The 23030-nt window shown below is 36.5% G+C and carries 21 protein-coding genes and 1 other annotated feature; of the genes, 16 read left to right on the forward strand and 5 right to left on the reverse strand.

The window, feature by feature from the left end; all coding sequences use genetic code 11:
• Nucleotides 1–112 precede the first annotated feature (112 nt).
• From CBF30_RS06590 to CBF30_RS06630, 9 genes are all read left to right on the forward strand, one after another.
• Nucleotides 113–1444, forward strand: coding sequence for a bacterial Ig-like domain-containing protein (locus CBF30_RS06590; protein ID WP_126824047.1), 1332 nt, complete (start codon nt 113–115; stop codon nt 1442–1444).
• Nucleotides 1444–1689, forward strand: a complete 246-nt coding sequence (locus CBF30_RS06595; RefSeq protein WP_170168965.1) for an LPXTG cell wall anchor domain-containing protein — start codon at nt 1444–1446, stop codon at nt 1687–1689. The genes CBF30_RS06590 and CBF30_RS06595 overlap by 1 nt, the downstream gene beginning before the upstream one ends.
• Entirely contained in the window at nt 1682–2173 is a 492-nt protein-coding gene (locus tag CBF30_RS06600; RefSeq protein ID WP_126824055.1) for a WxL domain-containing protein, read from the forward strand. Before CBF30_RS06595 ends, CBF30_RS06600 begins: the two co-directional genes overlap by 8 nt.
• Nucleotides 2174–2215: 42 nt before the next feature.
• Entirely contained in the window at nt 2216–2686 is a 471-nt protein-coding gene (locus CBF30_RS06605; protein ID WP_245975037.1) for a hypothetical protein, read from the forward strand.
• Between the two features lie 17 nt (nt 2687–2703).
• Nucleotides 2704–3684: a DUF916 domain-containing protein gene (locus CBF30_RS06610; RefSeq protein ID WP_170168966.1), complete on the forward strand. Its 981-nt coding sequence runs from the start codon at nt 2704–2706 to the stop codon at nt 3682–3684.
• Between the two features lie 182 nt (nt 3685–3866).
• The gene (locus CBF30_RS06615) at nt 3867–5900 is read left to right on the forward strand and encodes an L-type lectin-domain containing protein (protein ID WP_126824065.1); all 2034 of its coding nucleotides are present in this window, start codon (nt 3867–3869) and stop codon (nt 5898–5900) included.
• An 84-nt stretch (nt 5901–5984) separates the two neighbouring features.
• Nucleotides 5985–6184: a binding site (T-box leader), on the forward strand.
• A gap of 60 nt (nt 6185–6244) precedes the next feature.
• Nucleotides 6245–8659 (forward strand): leucine--tRNA ligase, encoded by a 2415-nt coding sequence (gene leuS, locus CBF30_RS06620; RefSeq protein ID WP_126824068.1) that lies wholly within the window; start codon nt 6245–6247, stop codon nt 8657–8659.
• A gap of 296 nt (nt 8660–8955) precedes the next feature.
• A complete protein-coding gene (locus tag CBF30_RS06625; protein WP_126824071.1) occupies nt 8956–10590 on the forward strand; it encodes a putative polysaccharide biosynthesis protein in 1635 nt (544 codons plus the stop codon).
• 74 nt (nt 10591–10664) lie between these two features.
• Nucleotides 10665–11405 (forward strand): 16S rRNA pseudouridine(516) synthase, encoded by a 741-nt coding sequence (locus tag CBF30_RS06630; RefSeq protein ID WP_126824075.1) that lies wholly within the window; start codon nt 10665–10667, stop codon nt 11403–11405.
• Nucleotides 11406–11415: 10 nt separating this feature from the next.
• Here CBF30_RS06630 and CBF30_RS06635 read toward each other — a convergent pair whose 3' ends face one another.
• Nucleotides 11416–12276 carry an NAD(P)H-hydrate dehydratase gene (locus CBF30_RS06635; protein WP_126824078.1) on the reverse strand — a complete coding sequence of 287 codons (861 nt, stop codon included), beginning with the start codon at nt 12274–12276 and terminating at the stop codon, nt 11416–11418.
• Nucleotides 12277–12403: 127 nt separating this feature from the next.
• Here CBF30_RS06635 and pepV point away from each other — a divergent pair, with 127 nt between their 5' ends.
• Nucleotides 12404–13816, forward strand: coding sequence for a dipeptidase PepV (gene pepV / locus CBF30_RS06640; RefSeq protein WP_126824081.1), 1413 nt, complete (start codon nt 12404–12406; stop codon nt 13814–13816).
• Between the two features lie 80 nt (nt 13817–13896).
• Here the strand turns inward: pepV and CBF30_RS06645 are convergent, their stop codons facing one another.
• The gene (locus CBF30_RS06645) at nt 13897–14145 is read right to left on the reverse strand and encodes a hypothetical protein (protein WP_245975038.1); all 249 of its coding nucleotides are present in this window, start codon (nt 14143–14145) and stop codon (nt 13897–13899) included.
• A 275-nt stretch (nt 14146–14420) separates the two neighbouring features.
• Between CBF30_RS06645 and CBF30_RS06650 the strand changes: the two genes are divergently transcribed.
• Nucleotides 14421–14621, forward strand: a complete 201-nt coding sequence (locus CBF30_RS06650; protein WP_126824084.1) for a cold-shock protein — start codon at nt 14421–14423, stop codon at nt 14619–14621.
• A gap of 174 nt (nt 14622–14795) precedes the next feature.
• On the opposite strand, the gene CBF30_RS06655 is transcribed toward CBF30_RS06650, so the two are convergent.
• The 3 genes from CBF30_RS06655 to argS form a co-directional block, all read right to left on the reverse strand.
• Nucleotides 14796–15215: a hypothetical protein gene (locus tag CBF30_RS06655; protein ID WP_126824087.1), complete on the reverse strand. Its 420-nt coding sequence runs from the start codon at nt 15213–15215 to the stop codon at nt 14796–14798.
• Nucleotides 15216–15684: 469 nt separating this feature from the next.
• Nucleotides 15685–16134 carry a hypothetical protein gene (locus CBF30_RS06660; protein WP_126824090.1) on the reverse strand — a complete coding sequence of 150 codons (450 nt, stop codon included), beginning with the start codon at nt 16132–16134 and terminating at the stop codon, nt 15685–15687.
• Between the two features lie 162 nt (nt 16135–16296).
• Nucleotides 16297–17991, reverse strand: a complete 1695-nt coding sequence (gene argS, locus CBF30_RS06665; protein ID WP_126824093.1) for an arginine--tRNA ligase — start codon at nt 17989–17991, stop codon at nt 16297–16299.
• Between the two features lie 211 nt (nt 17992–18202).
• Here argS and argR point away from each other — a divergent pair, with 211 nt between their 5' ends.
• The 5 genes from argR (at nt 18203) to CBF30_RS06690 (ending at nt 23021) form a co-directional block, all read left to right on the forward strand.
• Nucleotides 18203–18655: an arginine repressor gene (argR, locus tag CBF30_RS06670; protein WP_126824096.1), complete on the forward strand. Its 453-nt coding sequence runs from the start codon at nt 18203–18205 to the stop codon at nt 18653–18655.
• A gap of 170 nt (nt 18656–18825) precedes the next feature.
• Nucleotides 18826–19086, forward strand: coding sequence for a hypothetical protein (locus CBF30_RS06675; RefSeq protein ID WP_126824099.1), 261 nt, complete (start codon nt 18826–18828; stop codon nt 19084–19086).
• Between the two features lie 165 nt (nt 19087–19251).
• Nucleotides 19252–19755, forward strand: a complete 504-nt coding sequence (locus CBF30_RS06680) for a hypothetical protein (RefSeq protein ID WP_126824102.1) — start codon at nt 19252–19254, stop codon at nt 19753–19755.
• Nucleotides 19752–21338: a WG repeat-containing protein gene (locus CBF30_RS06685; RefSeq protein ID WP_126824105.1), complete on the forward strand. Its 1587-nt coding sequence runs from the start codon at nt 19752–19754 to the stop codon at nt 21336–21338. Before CBF30_RS06680 ends, CBF30_RS06685 begins: the two co-directional genes overlap by 4 nt.
• A gap of 231 nt (nt 21339–21569) precedes the next feature.
• On the forward strand, nt 21570–23021 hold the full coding sequence (locus CBF30_RS06690) for a MucBP domain-containing protein (protein WP_126824108.1): 1452 nt from the start codon (nt 21570–21572) through the stop codon (nt 23019–23021).
• The last annotated feature ends 9 nt before the right edge of the window (nt 23022–23030 follow it).

Here is a 23030-nt window from a genome sequence, read left to right on the forward strand (position 1 = left end):
TTAACGCGATATTTATTAAATTTTTGTACATAAAAAGAACAAAACATATACAAAATCATTAAATTATGTTATTTTTTTAAAGTATGCATAAATTGTTTTGGGAGGGAAAAAGTTGAAAAAAAAGATTACTTACTGCTTTTTTTTATGTAGTACGATACTAGTTTTAGGAGCCTTGCGAGTACAGGCTACTGAAACAGCTACTAATGAAGCACCCATTTTGACAGCAGAGAGTTTAAAGTTATTAGATAACTATTCGGAGTTAAGTGTATTGAAAGATTGGATGAAAACAAATAGTTCACCAGGGGTTTCTCCTGGACGAGGAATACCAGGACTATGGACAAATGCATTTGCTTCAGATCCTAAAGAAGGAAAACTTTATTTACCACAAGCTAAAGATGCCAATATGACAAAAATGATGTCAGTAAATAATACCATTTCTCCTGCATTTACTAATGGTGATGATGACCACATGTTGTTATTACCGCCTGGTTCTAGTGACCCTAAGGTTGTGGTAGAAAAAGCTGATGAGTACGCTCTTTATACGAGTGGTGGTGGGTTAACGAACAATGTTACGGCAAATAATGAGGATAACACAGCCAAGCTTGAACTCATAGCAGATGCATCAGGTGTAACTTTTAAAGTAACGCGTCTGGTTGAAGATACACAACCGACAGAAACGGCAACACTAAACACAAAGTTTGCTTTTAAAGATGTAAAGAGCGTGATTAATGCTACGGTGGCGGAATATTTAAATGGTAATGCAGGTGGGGGACGCTATAGTGAATTTTCAGGATATTATTACACAACAGCAGATGTCACGGTGGATCTGAGCAAGTATTTGGCGACAGATCGGACGACTTTAAAGATTAAAGAAGAAAATCCGACTATCCATGTGGGAGATACCTGGGATGCATCTCAGTATTTCATTAGTGCAACTGATCAAGATGGAAAGCAGTTAGCATATAAAGACATTAAAGTATCTGGAGATGTGGACACTTCAAAAAGTGGCACATACGATGTTACTTATAGTTATGGTGGACTCACTCAAACACGAACTGTTACAGTTGAACCGGCTTTGAGCCTGACTGTTCCTGAATCGGTAGGGTTTGGGAGCGTTCGTTTGGGGGCAAATATGGATCCTCTGACTTGGGAAAAAGGACAAGATATCGTTGTAACAAGTTCTTTGAAAAATGGTTGGTCTCTTACTGCAAAGATTCAAAAAGAAACCAAAGATTTTAGTAACTATATTTATAATGGAAACCAACTTCTTAATCAAAATGCTACTATTGCAACAAGTACAGCAATCGGTGAAACAACTGTTAATCAGGAATGGAATACCAAAACAGGAATCTATATCGATTACAGTAAGGCAAATGAGTTAAGAAAAGATTCAGCAGAGATTGAATGGACACTCTCTCCAAATGCGAATGAGGTGAAAGAATGATGAAAAAGTATAAAATTGTTATTTTCATATTCATGTTCTTTTGTATAGTAGGTATTCCAACCGGGATAGCACATGCTGCTGAGGTACATTCAAAGGTGACCGGAGTTCTGGTGAAAGCAGAAAAGTTGCCTCAAACAGGAGAAAAAGCCAATCAAAGAATGATTGCTGGTGGTTTTATTCTTGTGGTAAGTGGTACAGCAGTCTTAGGCTATCAAGTAATGAATAGGAGGAATAAATGTGAATAAACGCTTTATTTTGGGCGGTACAATCGCTTTGGGGATACTATGTAGCTTAGGTGGAGGTAAAGTGTTTGCAGAGGACAAGGGCAATACCTCAGTCATAAGCGGTGAAATTGTGTCAGGAGATTTTTCCATGACACAGCCTAATGACCTTTCTTTTAACATTAAGTTAACTGGCGAAAATCAGACTAAAAAAGTGGGAGCATTAACGTCTTCTATTATTGATAATCGTGGAATTGATGCAGGGTGGCAAATTACACTGAAGTCTTCAAATTTTAATACATATAAGGATAACTATGTGCTAAAAGTTGCCCACCAAGAAATTACCAATAATGCTCAGGTAGTAGTCAATCAAACTGAAAAAAGCATGAAAGAAAAAATTAGTTTGGATGCTCAAGTAAGTATTTCAAAAAATGCTACAGCAGGAACTTATGTAGCAAACTTAGAATGGAATTTGCAACCAGTTTCAAGTAAAAATATTAGTGAATAAAGAGAAAGAAGAGGAAAAAAGATGAAAAATAAATATGTATTGATGAGCGGGTTACTAGGTATTGTGTTAGTAGGATTAGTAGGAGGAAAACAGGCGTTAGCTGATGATACTTTAAATGGAAATACTGCGATTAGTGCAGAGGTGACTGCTGGAGATGTAACACTTGATGTGGATAAAAATATAGATTTTGGTAAGAAAGCTTTAGCCGATATTGTTGATTTTGGTTCACAGGATATTGGTTATACTGTGACAGACTATAGTGGAACAACGGATGGTTATTCTATTAGCGCAAAACTTACAGATAAAGATGAAACTAGAACTGTTAAATTAGGCGATACGGTACTTTCTACTGATGCAGCCGTAGTTGTAAAACCAACTTCGAATAAAGTAGGAGAAAATAAAGATAAAGTTAAGGCTGCTTTATCCTATGAAGGAGTAACTAGTGTTAAAAAGTTTACAAGTACAATTGAATGGACGTTGACAAAAGGTCGCACAGAACAAATTGGTGAATAAAGAAGATGGTCAAAATAATGAATAAAAAAAAATGGTGTTCTTTATTGCTTGGTACAATTATGTTGTTTGCAGTCCCACTGCTTGCTCATGGAGAAACAAAATCAGACAACTATTCAGTGAGTCCAATTTTTTCAGAAAATCAAACTACTAATGTAACTAGTTTCTATGACATCAAGTGGTCTCCGGGAAAGACGGAAAAAGTGGGTGTGCGAATTACTAATAATTCAGATGAAGATCGAGAATATACGCTGACAACAAATAAAGCGCAAACCAATAAAAATGGGATTATCGATTATTCCAGTACACAAAAAGAAGAGACCAAAGGACATCGAATAACAGAAATGGTCCGATTTCCTCCTGTTGTAAAAGTTTTGGCCCATACAAGTCAGGATATATATACGGAGTTTACTTTCCCACAAGCAGATTTCAATGGGATTCTAATGGGAGGAATTCATATTTCAGAAAAAAAACAACAGAATTCTTCCCAAGGAGTAACCAACGTCATTGCCTATAATATTCCACTAGTGATTCGAGGGAATATTGAGCAACGTCCAGACGCAAAAATTAAATTTGGGACAATCTCTTTTGAAAAAGAAACAGTCAATCATTATGCTTTAGCCATGAAACTAACAAATGTGGAGACGAACTTTTTAAAAAATGTTTCTGTTAAAGTCAAGATAAAAAACGAGAAAGAAAAAGTAGTGGATGAGCAAGAAAGTACGGTAGATATTACACCTGAGACTACTTTTTCATACCCTATACACTTAAAATCTGCTTATAAGTCAGGCAAATATCATGTGGAAATAGCATTGAAGCATGATAAGCAAGTGTGGAAAAAAAGTAAGACTATTGTGCTATCAAATGATCAAGCTAAACAATTAAAACAGTCTTCGAAAAGTAAAAAGATAGCTGGTTTTCCAGTAATAATGGGACTTCTGTTGTTTTTTGTTTTGTTTGTAATTGGTTTCATTTTATTGAAAATAAAAAAGAAAAAATAATTGTTAGATAGGGCTAAAGAATCAATTTTGATTCTTTAGCCCTATGTTTGTTTACTTTACTCTGTACTTTAAGTACAAATAGTTTTTGTTATTCATACTCGGTATCCATCTGCTTAAAATTGACTTTTCAAATAATGGTTGTATAATGAGTCTAATGAATTGTTTGAAAAAGGGGTGTAAAAATGAGGAAACAGGTAATAGTTTTGTGTAGTTTTTTATTCTTATGCTTTATAGTAGGAGCAAATAGTCATGTTATGTATGCAGACACGCTAAGTGATGAGTTACCAAGTCCTAATACGCGAGCCAGTTATTACCCAGACGATATTGCAGAGGTCGATTTGAGTAACTATTTTGAAATAATTGGAGATGCAAGAGTTCACGAAATGAGGAAGAATATCGTGGTTCCAATACCAGCTAGCACATCAAAAGTAGGTGCTATGTGGGGGAAAAGAAAAATTGACTTAGCTAAAAGTTTTGATACGGCGATGTACATGTGGATGAGCAGAGGCAGTAGTCGGTCTTTAGCAGATGGTGTTACGTTCACTCTTCATAATGATGCTAGAGATTTGTCTCAAGTTATAGGAGCAGTTGGGCAGGGAATCTCGGTTTACGGCGGGTCTGGCAGCCGGAATACTTATATCAAAAATGCGTTAACAGTAGAAATTGATCCCTATTATAATTCGGATTATGATCGGGATGTAAGAGGAACACATGTAGCAATTATGAAACCTGGAAGTTATGCAACGATGCTGACGCAACGGGCGCACAATAAATACGGGACGCCTTTACAAAATTTAAGTATAGATGATACTGATTGGAAATTGTTTCGAATTAGTTGGGAGACAACAGACAAAGGGATTACAGGAAGATTAAACGTTTCATTACAAAGAAGAAATTCAAATGGAACACTAACGAATATAGGCACAATCAAGTCTAACTTAATCAACGTGCAAGAAGAGTTTGGTAGCAAGCTCGTCAACTGGGGATTTACGGCTTCATCGGGTGCTTTATATGGGGAGTACAATTTTGCGATGAAGGATATGCCACAAATAGAAGCTGGCAAACTAGAAAAAAGGGTGCGGAATATTTCAAAAAATGAAGAATTTTTTGAAGAGATGACTTCTGCTCGACAGGATCAATTAGTCGAGTACGAGTTAAGTTATGACAATTCAGCAGCCGACTGGCCAACGAAAGAGAATTTAAGTTTCTTAGATAAAATTGACAACGAGGCTATGAGCTACGAAAGAGGAAGTACAACTGTCTTATTTCAAAAGACAACAGGTAATATCACAGAAAAAAAGGTGCCAGATACATGTTGGAATGAGGGGGATTTTCGTTACATCACTGAAGATGTTAGAGAAGGAGATAAAGTTATTATTCGATATCGAGTAAAAACCAAAGCAATTCCGCAGCATAAGAAAGAGATAAAAAATACGTTTGAAATTCAATCCGTTTCAGGAATTAGAAGTACGTCTGAAGCAGTCAGTGTCCATTTACAAACAATGTATACGATAACAGAAAAGTATCAAACCAAAACAGGGTATCCCAATACGATTATCAAAGACATTCAACCTGAAAGCATACAAGAAAAAGAAGGCGGAGCGAAGTATCAAGGAGAGGCGAAAGAGATTATTCTTGATGAGCTGATATATGAGTGCATATATTATCAAATCAATGATGGGTCGGAACACAGTGGTGTAAGGCCTAAGATTGAGGAACTAGAAAAAGATACGACGATTAAATACACCTATGCCCCCAAAAAACGCAGCCTATTCATCCGACAGCGGGTTTTAAACTCGCTTAGTGAATTAGTGGTTCCAAATTTAGCTATCATGAAGCTTCAGCTGAAAAATAAGGAACTGCCCCATGAAGTTATACAGACAAGAAATTTCTTTTTAGATTCAACGTTTGATGATCAGGAGTATCGGTACATGCCAACAACTATTGTACTAAATAAGACGTTTACGCTACAAACAATTGTTCCACAAAATTATAAAAATGTTGGCTATACGGTTGCCTCAAGAAAAGACCAAGCAGATAATATGAGTGAGCTAAAACCTGGTGTGCCAACTCTTGATTTAAGTGAAAATCAACAGGATTATTGGATTAATATTTACATTCAACCAGACTTGGGAGGAAGTCCTTACGTTTTTCCTTATAGTTGGGATTACAAAATAGTATGGCAACCAATAGAAGGCTGGAATACTCCAAGATAGCCCAACCATTTGGAAAATAGGAGCATCGTGACACCAAAACAATAAAATATTGCGTTTTAATAGTATATTTGGTAGTATAAAGGGGAAGATGCGAGGATGAGGAGTAGTAAGGAGTCCGTTCTTTTTAGAGAGTGTGTGGCTAGTGGAAACACACAAGAGCCCTTTTGAACTTACCTTTGAGCTGATATCTATTTTAGATCGGAAGTACATCCGTTATCATGTAGAGGCACTGCATTGTCAGTGTGAAATTTAGGTGGTACCACGTCTGACTGTTCGTCCTATAAAAGTGAAATTAGTTCGCTTTTATAGGCTTTTTATTTTATCAAAATTTTGGAGGGAAAAGCATGAGCTACCAACACAAAGAAATTGAAAAAAAATGGCAACACTATTGGGCTCGAACCAATAGTTTTAATACAACCAATAACCCAGAGAAAGAAAACTTTTATGCGTTAGATATGTTTCCTTATCCCTCAGGTCAAGGCTTGCATGTAGGTCATCCAGAGGGCTATACAGCAACAGACGCACTTGCACGTATGAAACGCAGCCAAGGGTACAATGTCTTGCATCCGATGGGGTGGGATGCTTTTGGTCTTCCTGCAGAGCAATACGCACTAGATACAGGAAATGATCCAGCTGAGTTCACTAAAAAGAATATTGAAACCTTTAAGCGTCAAATTAATTCACTAGGTTTTAGTTACGACTGGAATCGAGAAATCAACACGACAGATCCAGAGTATTACAAATGGACGCAGTGGATTTTCACAAAATTATATGAAAAAGGCCTAGCTTATGAGGCAGAGGTTCCGGTCAACTGGTGTCCAGCATTGGGCACAGTTTTAGCCAATGAAGAGGTAATTGATGGGAAATCTGAGCGTGGGGGGCATCCTGTCCACCGTGTTCCGATGAAACAGTGGATGTTGAAGATCACAGCGTATGCAGATCGTTTGTTAGAGGATTTGGATACAGTAGATTGGCCGGATAGTATCAAAGAGATGCAACGTCATTGGATTGGAAAATCGGTCGGGGCAAAGGTAACATTTGCAGTCGAAAATACAGCAGACTCTTTTGAAGTCTTTACGACACGCCCAGATACTTTGTTTGGTGCAACATATACAGTATTAGCGCCGGAGCTTGCACTAGTTCAAAAAATTACAACACCCGAGCAAAAAGCAGCTGTTGCAGCCTACATTGAAGAAGCAGGTAAAAAATCAGAGCTTGCTCGTACCGATTTGGCGAAAGAGAAAACCGGGGTCTTCACGGGCGCATATGCGATTAATCCAGTAAATGGGGCGAAAGTTCCAATTTGGATCTCTGATTATGTGCTGGCTACTTACGGGACGGGTGCGATTATGGCTGTTCCAGCTCATGACGAACGCGACTATGAATTTGCTCAAGCATTTGGTATTGAAATCATTCCTGTCATTGAAGGTGGGGATGTGACAAAAGAAGCGTATACGGGTGATGGAAAACATATTCACTCTGGATTTCTTGATGGTTTAAATAAAGAAGAAGCAATCGAAAAAGTAGTAGAATGGCTAGAAGGTAAAGGGGTTGGGCAAAAGGAAACAAGTTACCGCCTACGTGATTGGTTGTTTTCTCGCCAAAGATATTGGGGAGAGCCGATTCCCATTATTCACTGGGAAGATGGAACTACGACGGCGCTTAAAGAAGAGGAGTTACCTCTTGTTTTACCAGTCACAGATGACATCAAGCCAAGTGGTACGGGAGAATCTCCATTGGCAAACATTACGGATTGGGTAAATGTCGTCGATCCTGTGACGGGTAAAAAAGGCAAACGTGAGACCAATACTATGCCACAATGGGCAGGAAGCTCTTGGTATTTCTTGCGTTATGTGGATCCACATAATAAAAAACAATTAGCTGATCCAGAAAAATTAAAAAAATGGTTACCCGTGGATATCTATATTGGTGGTGCAGAACATGCAGTTCTTCATCTGCTTTATGCACGTTTCTGGCATAAATTCTTATATGATTTAGGAATTGTCCCAACTGCGGAGCCGTTCCAAAAACTGTATAACCAAGGAATGATTTTAGGTGAAAATAACGAAAAAATGTCTAAATCCCGGGGGAATGTGGTCAACCCTGATGATGTTGTAGCCAAATACGGTGCCGATACCTTACGCTTGTACGAAATGTTTATGGGGCCCTTGGATGCTTCTATTGCTTGGAATGACAATGGATTGGAAGGAAGTCGAAAATTCTTAGACCGAGTATGGCGTTTATTTGTAGACGAGAACAATAACATGCGTGATCGTATTACGACTAAAAACGATGGCAAATTGACAAAGGTTTACCATCAAACTGTTAAAAAAGTCACAGAAGACTTTGAACAACTGCATTTTAATACGGGGATTTCTCAATTGATGGTCTTTATCAATGAAGCCTATAAAGTAGAAATTTTACCTTACGAATACGTAGAAGGATTTGTCCAATTGTTAGCACCGATTGCGCCACATATCGCCGAAGAATTGTGGGAAATTTTAGGGAACAAAGAAAGCTTGACTTACGTATCATGGCCAACATACGATGAGAAAGAGTTAGTCGAAAATGAAATTGAAGTTGTATTCCAAGTCAACGGAAAAGTTCGGGCAAAAGAAAAAGTGGCAACGGGCTTAACTCGTGAAGAGCTCGAAGAGTTAGCACTTGCCAATGAATCTATTCAACAGTCTGTTTCTGGCAAAAACATTCGAAAAGTGATTGCTATTCCAGACAAATTAGTTAACATTGTAGCCAATTAAAGTCCAATGATTACAAATAAGAGCCTGAAACATAACTGTTATGTTTCAGGCTCTTATTATCAGAATAGGTGGCACGAGTAAAAACAAGCCCAATCTTCGAGAATAAGTCTGAATTTAAAGCACAATTCCCATAGATTCAGGCTTTTTTTAAGAGTTAACGCTTGCTATTCTAAACGTTATTCTTTTAGTTTAAATAAAAAAAGTGAAAAACTTCACTTGGTTATAAAAGAGTTTGCATATCTCAAAAAGAACGATTAAAATAAAAGAATGAAAACTGAAGAAAGTTGAGTGAATCAATGCCAGAACAAAGTTATGTGCACAAAGAGCTTAACACAAAAGAAAAGATGGTACGCGGATCCATGTGGATGACAATTGGAAGCATTAGTTCCAGATTATTAGGTGCCATTTATATCATTCCGTGGTATGCATGGATGGGCGAAAATGCCAAAGTTGCCAATGCACTCTTTACCAAAGGCTACAATATCTATGCGCTATTTTTAATGATTGCAACTGCCGGGATTCCTAGTGCGGTGGCGAAACAAATCGCCTATTACAATTCTTTAAATGAATATCAAGTAAGCAAACGCTTATTCAAGCGTTCGATGTTTTTAATGGGAGGACTGGGTATTCTCTTTGCCGGGATCATGTATTTCGCAGCACCGCTGTTGTCTGGTGGGAACAAAGAGTTAATCCCTACCATGCGCGCTTTGAGTGCGGCGGTGCTAATCTTTCCTTGTATGAGTGTCATTCGAGGGTTTTTCCAAGGCTATCAAGATATGTTGCCATCTGCTATTTCACAGGTAGTTGAGCAGTTTATTCGGGTCTTTTATATGCTACTGGCAACCTTTATTATTATGAAAGTTGGTCAAGGAGACTATGTCCATGCGGTTACACAGACGACTTTTGCAGCCTTTGTAGGGATGGTAGGCGCTTTTGGGGCACTGTTTTGGTACTACAAAAAACAGGGACCTAAGATGCGTTATTTAGAGGCTAACAGTAATAATCAGATACAAGTTTCTGAAAACTCACTTATTAAAGAGATGTTACTTGAGGCGGTTCCTTTTGTGATAGTCGGGTCAGGGATTACAATTTTTAAACTAGTCGATCAAGCAACCTTTGAATGGATGATGCGTGGTTTTACCAATTATTCCGCTCGTCAGCTGGATGAGCTATTTAGTATATTTAGTGCCAATCCTGATAAACTCACAATGATTACCATCTCGCTTGCCACTTCATTAGCTGCTGCGGGTTTGCCACTGATTACAGAAACGTTCGCTCGAAAAAACGTTAAGGAGCTAGCGGTTCAGGTTAGTGATAATCTGCAATTGTTTTTCTTTGTGATGATTCCAGCCACACTTGGTATGATCGTTTTGGCTCGACCATTGAATACCATGTTCTATGCACCAGATCATTTAGGTGCGGCAGTTTTAGTAGAAGCCTGTTATGTGGGCTTAATTTTAGGCTTTTATATGCTCGTCTCAACGATACTTCAAGGATTGTATGAAAATAATTTGGCCATGATTTATCTGGGCATTGGCTTTGTTGTAAAATTAGTCTTGCAATACCCGTTGATTAGAATGTTCGAAGTATACGGTCCATTACTTGCAACAGGCATTGGTTTTGCTGTAACGAGTTACTTGACTATTCGCAAAGTCTATCATATTACGAAATTTAAAGTGGGCTTTACTGCACGAAGAACGTTACTAATTTTCTTACTAAGTCTAGTGATGATGTTGGCTACGATTGTATCAAAAGAGCTTGCTTACATCGTTTTAAACCCAGACAGTAAAAGCCAATCCTTCGTTATTTCGATTTTTTCGATGCTTGTAGGAGTGGCGGTTTATGGCTATCTAACGTTAAAAGTTCGCCTAGCTGATCGATTGCTAGGGGAAAAGGTAGCAAAAATCAGAAGAAAATTTAGGATTAAATAAAATAAGTTAGAATGGAGCAAAACTAAGCAAAAAATGTTTTGTTCCATTTTTCTCTTTTAGAAAGGATGATTTGGATGAGATTGGATAAATTTCTAAGTCAAACAGGTTTTGGCAGCCGCAAAGAAGCCAAAGCATTGCTCAAGAAAAAAGTCGTGGCTGTTAATGGCGAGTTAGCAAAAGAGGGGAAACAAAGCATAGACGTAGAAAGAGACCGAGTAAGTGTCCAAGGAGAAGTAGTTATTTATCAAGAGTATTATTACTATATGCTAAACAAACCACAGGGGGTAATTTCGGCTACGGAAGATCAGAGCCAGCGAACAGTTTTGGACTTATTTAAAAGGGAAGATTATCGGATGGATTTATTCCCAGTAGGTCGCTTAGACAAAGACACGGTCGGGTTGCTTTTGATCACCAATGATGGTGCTTTGGCACATGAACTGCTTTCTCCCAAAAAACATGTCGATAAAACCTATATCGCAAAAATTGAAGGAAAAGTGACAAATAATGATGTACAGATTTTTGCTCGTGGGATGCAACTTACGAATCAAGAGCATTGCTTGCCTGCGCAATTGACGATTTTAAATAGTGAACATTTGCCCGAAACACAAACTCTTATATCCTTAGTGATTCAAGAAGGAAAATTTCATCAAGTTAAGAGGATGTTTGAAGCAGTAAACAAGAAAGTCGTGGCATTGAAGAGAACCAAGATGGGGCCGTTACAATTGGATGAAACTTTGAAAAAAGGGCAATATAGGTCATTAACGAACCATGAAGTAGCCTTGCTTAAAGAACATCAGACAAGAAAAAATGAGTAAGATGCACGTTTTAATGAAGTGATGTGCGCGTTTCTTGAAAACTCTCAAAAAGTTTCATCGCAAGTGGGATTTCTTTGATTAGGGTGCTGGGAAGGACAACATAATGTGTTTGAGCAATTTTTTCAGCAATAAAACTATGTAAATAAACAGCAGCGAGTAGAGTTTGAGTGTGGTGCGGAAATTGAGCATAAAAACCGGCAATCATGCCCGCTAGTGTGTCCCCCATCCCTCCAGTAGCCATAGCGGGAGTTCCTAATGGATTTTTCCATGTTTGTTTAGCGGTATAGATTTCAGTGCGATGCTTTTTGAGAACGATTTGTGCGCCCAGTTGTTGTTGAGCCTGGCGATTTTTTTCTGGCGTTTGTTCTGCAATCGTGATGCCGCTTAAACGTTGCCACTCCATTTCATGAGGGGTGAAAATGAGATTTTGTGTTGGATGGGGAGGTAGGTGTTCTTTATGCTCTGCGTAAAGGGTGATAGCAGAGCCATCAATAATACAAATTTGTTTGGTCTGCAAGTGCTCTAGTACGAAAGAAAGCAAAGAGAAGGCACCTTGTTCAAGACCTAAACCAGGACCAATCACAATTACTGTTGCTTTTTTCAGTTGATTGGTTACTGCTTTTGTATCGTTCCAATCTAACACCATGGTTTCAGGAACCATCGCATGCACAGCAGCATGATTTTGGACATCAGTTACGGTGGTAGTAAGACCAGCTCCGCTATAGACGGTTGCAGCGCTACACAGCTGAATCGCCCCACCATATTGTTTGTTCCCTCCGATAATGACTACCTGGCCATAGGAACCTTTATGACTATGTTCAGGGCGTTTTTGAATAGTCTGAGTCAGTACTTCTGCATAAATAAGTTTCATTTGTACACACTCCTTTCTCTATTAGTATATAGCGAAAAAGAAAAAAGGGAAATTAGAAGGATTGTTTTTATTTTTTTGCCAGAAAATGGTATGATAAGAAAGATTAAGTGGAATGGAGTGAAGGAAAATGACGATTAATTGGAAAAAGGAAGTAGAAAGTCGTAAAGACGACTTATTTAAAGATTTATTCGATTTATTAAGTGTCCCTAGTGTCCGTGAAGATGAGAAAGCAACAGAAAGTGCCCCAGTAGGACCAGGACCTAAAGCAGCATTGCTAAAATTCTTAGAAATTGGAGAACGTGACGGTTTTACAACGAAAAATGTTGATAACCTAGCTGGGCATATTGAATATGGTTCAGGCGACGAAACATTGGGAATTTTTGGACATGTCGATGTTGTCCCAGTTGGAAATGGCTGGAATACAGATCCTTTCAAACCAGTGATTAAAGACGGCAAATTATTTGCTCGTGGAGCCAGTGATGATAAAGGGCCAAGTGTTGCAGCTTATTATGGGTTGAAAATTATCAAAGAATTGGGTCTTCCAGTCACAAAACGTGTTCGTTTCATCATCGGAACAGATGAGGAAAGTGGTTGGAAATGTATGGATCGTTACCTACAAGTAGAAGAAAAGCCTGATTTTGGGTTCTCACCTGATGCAGAGTTTCCAATTATCAATGGAGAAAAAGGAAATACAACGATTCGTCTATATTTTGAGGGTCAAAATGCAGGTACATATACACTTTCTTCGTTCCAATCTGGACAAAGAGAAAATATGGTTCCAGCAGAAGCATTTGCAACGGTTCTTGTCAAAGATGCAGCAGAAGCAGAACAATTAAAAACTAATTTTGAGTTATTTGTCAAAGAACAACCAGTTATAGGTGAAGTAACTGTCGATGGGACAAAAGTAGCTTTAAAAACTCTAGGAAAAGCAGCTCACGCGCAAGAACCTCGTGGTGGGATTAATGCGGCTACTTACTTAGCGACTTTTCTAGTGGACTATGATTTTGGTGGAGATGCGAAAAACTATTTAGAAACAATTGCCCACTTCTTACATGAGTCTTCACGTGCTGAAAAATTTGGGACAGCGTATACAGATGAAAAAATGGGGGATCTAACCATGAACCCAGGACTGTTTAGCTTTGAAGATAACCAAAAGGAAAATATGGTGGCACTAAATTTCCGCTTCCCGAAAGGAATTTCACCAGAAGATTTAGAAAAAGCAATTTTAGGGAAAGTAAAAAATATCAAATTGAAACGTGGACGCACGCAAGAACCACACTACGTACCTGTTACAGATCCATTAGTTGCAACGTTATTGGATGTTTATGAAGAGCATACTGGACTTAAAGGTCATGAACAAGTAATCGGTGGCGGAACATTTGGTCGCTTGCTTGATCGCGGTGTTGCATACGGTGCAATGTTCCCACATAGCATAGATACGATGCATCAAGACAATGAGTTTATGGCAGTGGATGATATCGTCAACGCTGCGGTGATTTATGCTGATGCAATCTATCGCTTGATTCAACCTGAAAAATAATTTTTTAAGATAAAAAAGATAGTAACTAAAAAACACGGTTCAAGAATTTTCTTGAACCGTGTTTTTTTCTCGCTCTTGTCTTACGAGCAAGTTAACTTCAGTCTATGATAATTGATAACGGTTTGACCGTTTGTGTTAAAAATCAACTCTTTGTTGCTTGAGCATGCATCAATATGCACAATCGCAGCGTTGGTCAATTGTTTGGTAATCGTACCAGATTCTATAGAACCATGTAGATTGAAGGTTACGTGTGTGCCAGGGGCAAATAGGCGCCCTGTTTCTGAAGGTGTCGGGTTACTGTCATTCATTTTATTGCTAAAAACGACCATATTACCATTCCTTTCTTGTTACTACTAGTATACCACACTAAAAGAACTTAAGGAGAGTAACATTTTTTTACAGTCAAAGAAACAAATTTACAAAAAAAGGGATTTTTCTTTTAGAAAACCCTTTACATTTTGTTAGTAACGTTGTATGCTTAATGAGTAAGTTGTTTGGTAAAACTTAGAAGGCTATTTTACATTATTTGTTCTATTGACCTCTTTTGTAGCATCGACAATCTTTACAAAATTATGCGTTATTACGCTCAAGGAGGAAACATATTATGGCACAAGGAACAGTAAAATGGTTTAACGGAGAAAAAGGATTCGGTTTCATCACACCTGAAGAAGGACAAGATGTATTCGTACATTTCTCAGCTATCCAAGGTGAAGGATTCAAAACTTTAGACGAAGGTCAATCTGTAACATTCGACGTTGAAGAATCAGATCGTGGACCACAAGCAACTAACGTTGTAAAAAACTAATTTAAACAATTTTGAGCCTCTCTTCCTTGGAAGAGACGCTTTTTTTATATCCGGCTTTTTTACGATATAAAAAAGTAAAACTTGATTTAAAGGATTTGTGGTAAGCAAAGGAAAAAAGACTAGTGCGCTATTAAATGCTAGTCTTTTTTTGTTTATGTAAAAAGTATATGATTGTTACCAAATAGATACTTCTAAATCTTTTGATACTTGTCCAATCACTTGTTTTTGAGCATTGTAAAATGTAGCGCGAACAGAAGTAGCTAAAGTGTTTGTTTCAAGATTATTTGCGGCAAAGCTATCTGCATAGCCACCTACATTTATCGTAGGTAAAATGGTGATTGTTTGCTTGTTAGCATCTAAAACTTCTACCTTAACAGTATTTCCAACACCGGTAGTCACACCACCACTGAGGTTAATGAAGTATTCACCATTAAAGCTAATAGAATCATTCGTTGGAAGTGCTAGTTTAAAACCTTCTTGGACATTATGAGTCAATTCTGCTGCTTCAACTTTTGTGTTTGAACTGACAAACATAGATCCTGACACGCCAATAGTTGCAAGTGTTAGTACGGTAATTAAAATATTTTTTTTCATGTAAATCTCCTTTAGGTTAAATAGTTTGAATGTTCATTATACATTCATAACATTAAATAGCAGTGTGTAAACTCTAAAAAATACATGGAACATAATGGTTTTATTATAGTTAAAACGTTAAGGAATTATTTGAATTTAAAAAAGATTGTCTATTTTTTTATCAAAGTGCTTATATGTGTTATGTGTTGGTCATGTACAACTTTTCGTTTTGTTTAGCAATGTTGATTGTAAGGCTACACGAGTATTAAAAACGAAGAAGACGAAAGGAGAAAGTCAAAAATGAGATTCTATCTGAAAATTTACGATGGGTCAAAACTAGGTATCTGAGCAGACCCAAAAGCTAGTTAGAAAGTTGAGAGATACAAAATGTCTGAAAATTAATAGGAAATGTAATAAAAGTGAGGGTCTCCTTTTATTACACTTCCTTTGCTATTGATATAGAAACAATAATGATGTAGCAATAGTAGAATTAATAGGCCAACTTATAAGTTCCGTCTTGGTAAACTTTATAAATTCCAACAGTTCCGCTACCGCCTTGCTTTATAATTGATTTAGACATCAATTTTATTTCGTAATAAGCACCAGCTTCGTCCGTTTTAGGTGTATCGGTAAGTGCTACATACTCAATATCATCACTATTGTTAAGCTGTTGTTTCAAATGATCAATGGCTTTGTCAGGAGAATCGATTGTGCTTGAAACAATACTGGTACTTGTATTAGTGGTGCTGGAGGCAGTTGTCGCTGACGTAGGACTGGTGGAATCGGTGGTACTTTGGGAAGCAGTTGTGGTAGCAGTGCTTGAAATGCTACTGCTTTTTTGAGTCGAACTGCTACTGGAACTTTCCTTTTTGTTTTGAGTGCAAGCACCTAATGTGAATAGAGCACAAATAGCTAAACTAATAAATCCAAATTTTTTCATTGAAATAAACTCCTTTGTAATGTTATTGTAATAATTGTAACATTTCGTCTTTTTTTTGTAAACATTTATTTTAATATTAGAAGATTAAAATAAATTTAAAAAAGACAGCATAACGATAAATCGTTTTGCTGTCTTTCTCAGTGGACAAGGATGAGCTGTTTTTTACATTTCTTCAGGAGCTTGCACCCCAAGTAAGCGTAAATCTTCTTTTAGTAGCGTCTTAACTGCGTAGACAAGTACTAAGCGAGCTTGTTTTTCTGCATCATCTGTTAAGATTTTGACGTGAGCGTAATATTTATTGAATGTTTGTGCCAGTTGAATCGCATGTTTTGCAATAACAGAAGGTTCATATTTTTCAGCAGCTTTTAAGACCGTAGAGGGAAATGCTTGGATTAATTTGACAACTTCCCAACTATCTTCGTCGTTTAAAGCAAAACTTTGGTTTAAATCAATAGTTGAGACAGTCCATTCTGTCTTTCTTAAGATGCTGGCACAGCGAGCGTGAGTATACTGAACGTAAGGGCCAGTTTCGCCTTCAAAACGAACGACTTCTTCTAGCGTAAAATCAAAATTGTTCAAACGGTCATTTTTGAGGTCGTGGAACACAACTGCACCGGTTCCAACTTGATGTGCAACAAGTTCTTTGTTCTCTAAAGTTGGATTCTTCTCTTGAATTTGTTCTTTGGCAGAAGCAACGGCTTCGTTTAAAACCTCTTCGAGTAAAACAATTTTTCCTTTTCTCGTTGAAAGCTTCTTGCCATCTTTTGTAATTAAGCCAAATGGAATATGATGAATGTCTTGATACCACTCAAAGCCTAGTTCTTTAATCACTGCTTTTAATTGTTTGAAGTGGATACTTTGTTCGTTCCCAACAACATATAGCGATTGGTCAAAGTTGTATTCACGTTTTCGGTAAAATGCGGCAGCAAGATCACGGGTCATATAAAGAGTGGCACCATCTGATTTGCGGATTAGTGCGGGATTTAAGTTATAATCGGTCAAATCCACAATTTCTGCACCACGATCTGTTTTTAGTAAGTGTTTTTCTTCTAACAAATCGATAACTTCATCCATTTTGTCATTGAAAAAGGCTTCACCATTAAAGGAATCAAACGTAATCTCTAGCATATCATAAATGTGTTGAAACTCTTTTAGCGATTCTTCACGGAACCATTTCCATAAGTGTAAAGCTTCTTGGTCGCCATCTTCTAGTTTTTTAAACCATAAGCGTCCTTCATCTTCAAGTGAGGAGTCTGTTTCAGCTCTTTCATGAAAATCAACATACAAGCGTAGCAATTCTTGAATGGGTGCTTTTTTAACAGCCTCTTCATCGCCCCATTTCTTATAAGCTACAATCAATTTCCCAAATTGGGTTCCCCAGTCGCCTAGATGGTTGATACGAATAGGCGTATAGCCAAGCTTTGCCAAAATATTAGCTAAGGAATTCCCAATTACAGTAGAACGTAAATGCCCCATAGAAATTGGTTTAGCGATATTTGGAGAAGACATATCAATTGGGACATTTTTCCCAAGACCAATGGTGGCATCTCCGTATTTTTCTTGTTCTTTGCACACAAGAGCCAAAGTTTTTGCACTGACCTTTTTTTTATCTAGAAAGAAATTCAAATAAGGACCAACTACTTCGATTTTTTCGAAATTTTCCGGATTTATTTTTTCTGCTAGTTCTTGTGCAATCATTTGTGGTGCTTTACGCAATACCTTTGCAAGTGCAAAAGTTGGAAAAGCAACATCTCCGTGTTGTACGGATTTGGGTGTTTCTAATAGGCTGGAAATTTCTTCTAGTGATAAATATTCAGCTAATTCTTGGTGTAAGGCTAAGGCAACAAGTTCTCTCATTTTTTTCCTCCATTGTTTTGTGTATGTATAAAATAATAAGTCATAACGTATTTCAGTGTATTCTCATAGGAAATATCTTATTCATTATAGCAAAAAAAAGTTTATTTTACTATCATATCCAGGGAAGAAAAATTGAATAAAAAACCAAACATATTTGAATATATACAGTTTTTTGGTATAATAGGTAAGAAATTATTCGTGGAGGTAGAAAATGAAAAAAACAAATCGGCAAGCCTTAATCAAACAACTTATTTTACAACATGATATTGAAACACAAGATGAATTGATTGAGTTATTAGAAGATCAAGGGGTGAAAGCAACACAAGCGACAGTTTCTAGAGATATTCGAGAGCTGAGTGTTGTAAAAACAAGAGCTAAAAATGGCAATGTTAAATACACCATTTTTACACAAAGTGCAGTTTCGGATGAAGAAAAACTAAAAGAGAGCGTAAGAGATTCGGTCATTAAGATCCAACAAGTCCAGTTTGTGAATGTGGTGCATACGACACTTGGAACAGCCAACGTGGTTGCTGCAGTGATTGATGAATTGAATTATCCAGAAATTGCAGGAACCCTAGCTGGGGCAGATACGATTGTTATTTTCTCTCCAGATGAGCAAGCAGCTAAAAAAATGAATCAACTAATTGCAGATTCAATTGTCTAAATAGAATAAAAAAGACAGAAACGGAGGCCTCGTTCCTGTCTTTTTTATTCTATTTTTTTTTGTTAAATCAAAAAATTTGTAGATAGAAAAAAATTTTCTATGTAGATACTAGTTCGAAATATAGAGATACTTGTAATGGACAAAACGAATTAAATTTGAGGGGTGTGGAAGTGAGTAGTAAGAAATTGGAAGACTTGTTATTTCAATATTTGAGTACGCCAGAAGGTCGACTCGATTCGACTTTTCCAGCTTTTTGTCATTATTTACGCATAAAGGATGATAATTTACTGGTAAAGAAAAAAATGGGGTTAGAATTAATGGCTCAGTTGAAAACCACTGACAGAATAAAGATTACTTATGAAAGAGTAGATAACAGAGTTCAAACGGTTTTCTTATTAGATAAAGGATCAAAGGGAATGGAGAGAAAATAAGTGAAGCATAAAAAAAATTTTTTAGGTATTGTGGCATGTGTAGGGATTTTTTGTACAGAAATTGAAAGAGCGAGTGCAGAGCTTGCTCCTAGCGACCAAAAGTAATTAGCCGACCTCTATCATTCAACCTATATAGATTGGCAGAAGAAAAGTGAGGCGCAAGATTTGCTTACGAAAGGGCAAGATTTGACTGTCTGTTTAAGTGAAGCAGTAGATTCGGCTCATTCAGATGTAAGAGATTTGTCATTTCAACTTGGACAGAAGGAAATTGGACTTAATTTTTCTGGATTTAATATATGGACAGAAGGGGATTTAGATGATGCGCAGGGAAATAGTTACCTTATTTTAAAGACAGAGACTGCCTCTAACTATAAGATTCAAATGAGAGCAACGACGAAAATGTTAGACGAGTATCAAAAGGGGGATACTGCTCAGGATTTAGGTCTAACTTTTCCACATACAAATGTTCATGAAGTAAAAACTGATGCAATCAGTGGAAGAATAGAGATTAGCAGTGAAAAAAATGGTCTGGTCTTTTATAGCACAGTGGATGGAAATCAATTAGAAATAACTTTGTGGAGTAAAAGGACACTTACGACAAATGATGTTCGTTTTTTTGAGCTTATGATTTCTTCAATTGAAGTGGTAAGTAAAGGGAAGAGCGTATGAAGAAGCCAGGAATTAGCGTGTTTTTTCTGTGTATGTTGATTGGAGGAGTCTTTCTTGGTGGCAGGTTAATTAGTATTAATGATAAACCTTACAACATACAAGATGTAAAACTTAAAGAAAAATATTCTCGGATAGTCGCACTAGGGGGCGGTTCTAACTATTTTTTGGCTACAAATAAAAAAGAAGAAAGCACAGTACTTAATACAAGAGGTGAAAAAGTTATTATTTTAAAAGGTCAAGTGACAGTATTTTTAAGTAAAGTAAATAAAAATGGAATATTACCAGTATTTAAAAATTATTTTGGTACAGGAATTTTAAATATTGAAACTGGAAAAATGATTCCTATGAATGCTGGTATTATTAAATGTGGCGATTTCAATGACTCCGGACTGGCTTGTGGCACTATATTTCCAGAAAATGTAGAGGCTGGACATTCTGATTCAATTATTACGGATCAGGGAAAGGTTTATTTTGTATCATCTGACAAAAATATAATAAAAGTAAATAATCGTAAAATTATTGAGTTACAAAGTCGAGATTCAAAGGGCAAATATTCCTTTTTCTCTTTAAATAAAAACAAAAAAATTTCTGGAAAAAGTATAGAAAAAATAAATGATAAGTACAATTACATATGGCTGCTAGAAGATTCCAATCAGCTGATTACATGTTCAAAAAAAGATAATAAATATGGGCTGATAGATTTGTCTGGAAAACAAATCATTCCTAGTAAATACGATAGTTTAAGTACAGATTGTGAAAAAAATGGATTTGTAGCAGAAAAAAATAAAAAATTTGGCATTATTGACAAAACAAACCATATTATACTTCCTTTTAACTATCAATTTCTTTCATCACCTAATGATAATCATTTAGTTGTGTATCAAAAGAAAAAAGAATATGGGATTATGGAAGATACGGGGAGAATAGTATACAAAGCTAAAAAGGGGGAAGAAATTTCAGATATAACGAATGAAAATGTTTTTATTGTAACGGACAAGGAGAACAACTTTAAGAAAATGGTAACATTAACAAAAAATAAAATCATTGATTTTGGCAAAAAAAAGGGCGGAAAAAAAATCAAAAATATAGAAATCAGCGAATCTAGTAATGCAGTGACTGCAACAAAACATAACAATAAAAAGATGAATAAAACTATACAAAAAATTAACCAAGATAAAGCGTTAACAGATGCTGAAGAAACATTTTTCTTGAAAAATGTAGTAGCGAACCCAGGAGACGTGATGTATAAATTAGCCCTGTCAACATATGATTCTAATTATGTGAAACGTATGAAGAAAAATGGGGAAAGTATATCTATAAGTGGAAATCAAGCTTTAGAAGTAATACTGACAGGATTAGATTTGCGCAGTTTAAGTAAGGAAGAGAAGATACTGCTTTATAGTTATGCAGCGGTCTATGCGAATAATGAAATGTACTTTGATGAAGCAAAAGTATACGCAAAACAAGCGCAGGAGCTTAATCCAAAAGACGAAACGATAAAGAAAATTTTGGACTATACAAAGGAAAATTCAGAGTTAGGTGTCACAAGAGATGATACTGCTAAGAATCAAAAACTACCGTAAGTAAAGTAGATGGTTGCAAAAAAAAATAAAGTGATGTATAATCCTCTAACTGGTTAGTACCAATTTTTATCAAATAGTAGATATTTATGGAAAATAGCAAGTGATACAAGATGTAGATTTATCAGTACGGGTATCACTTTTGATTTAATACATCAAGGTTTGAAAAGCTGTTCTTGTCTACAAGATAGCTTTTTTTGAAGTATCAATTTAAAAAAATAAAGGAGTTTGTTTATGATGAGAAGATATTTTACTTTTTGTCTGATGATACTAGGTTTGTTCATTTTTTGTAGTATAAATTCTCAAATTGTACAGGCAAAGAGCAATGAAGGCGTTATATTGCAAGGTGAACAAACCATTCAGAATATTTTTCCAGATGACAGTTTAGCGACTGTTATGCTGAAGGCGTTAAAAGAAAGTGGTGTTTCTGTGACAAGTGTGGCATCAACTGTCACACAAGTAGATTTGGATAAGATTACTAGTCTGACTGCATCTGGAAAGGGAGTAAAGAGTATTGAAGGAATCCAGTATCTGCACGGAATAAAAACTTGGGTTTTGCTTAATGGAAATGATATTACAGATTTGTCTCCTTTGGCTAACTGGAACTGTTTAAATATAAACAATTTGCAGCTATATAGTAATCATATCTCAGATGTCTCGCCAATTGCTGCTGCAAATTTACCACAATTAAATATTCTTGAGCTACAATTTAACAATCTTACAAATAATTGCTTAACAGATGTTGAACGGATTGCGAATAATAGTCCAAATCTATTTACTTTTGATTTGTCAGGGAATCATATCGATCAGTTCATTCAGATGACAAGTCCCTATAATTTTTTTACAAATATCAGTGTTAGTAATCGTTATTTTGGGCAAACGATTACTTTAGAGCCGATTACCATTCAGCATTCGACGATTCAAATTGAGAATAGTAGTACAGATACCGATGTGGCCAATCCTAATAAAAATATTCCAGTTGCGAATGTTTCTAATAATGGTACGGCAACTTCTGATGGAAAAACGATTACTTGGCAAGTATCAGATATTCCTAAAGCGAGCCGAAGCTTGACCTATAAGGTCCAATCCACTCATGATATTTCGGGAACGACAACAGTGAAACCAGATGTTACTTATACGATTCCGATTAATTGGGGACAAGGAAAAGACGTTGTTGTTCACTATCAAACAAAAGATAGTAAGCCAATTCTTCCAGATAAACGATATTCAGGAATATTTATGGAGGAATACGAGATTAGCCCACCAGAGATTAAGCATTATGCTGTAAGTACTCATACAGGTAGCCTTAAAGGAATATTTGGCGATACAGAAGAAGAGGTTACTTTTGTGTATGACGATCAATCAGAGAATAACTCGACAACCGATGATTCTAGTACAAGTGGAACCACGATTACGACAACCGAGACGACCACAACAAGTAGTGGTCAAAAGAGTGATACAACAACTAGCACAACGAATAATACCAACAAGGAAACAATCACAAAAGAAACATCAAAAAAGCGGGAGAAAAAAAATATAAAAGGTACACAAATTTCAGCTGAAAAATGTACCGTAGTTATTAATTATGTAGATACAGAAGGGCATAAACTTCATAAGTCTAAAGTATTAAGCGGAAATAAAGGCGCAAGCTATCATACCAAAGCAATACATAGTAAAGAAAAATGATTAAGGAAG

This window comes from Vagococcus entomophilus, assembly GCF_003987595.1.
GTDB classification, from domain to species: Bacteria; Bacillota; Bacilli; order Lactobacillales; family Vagococcaceae; genus Vagococcus_E; species Vagococcus_E entomophilus.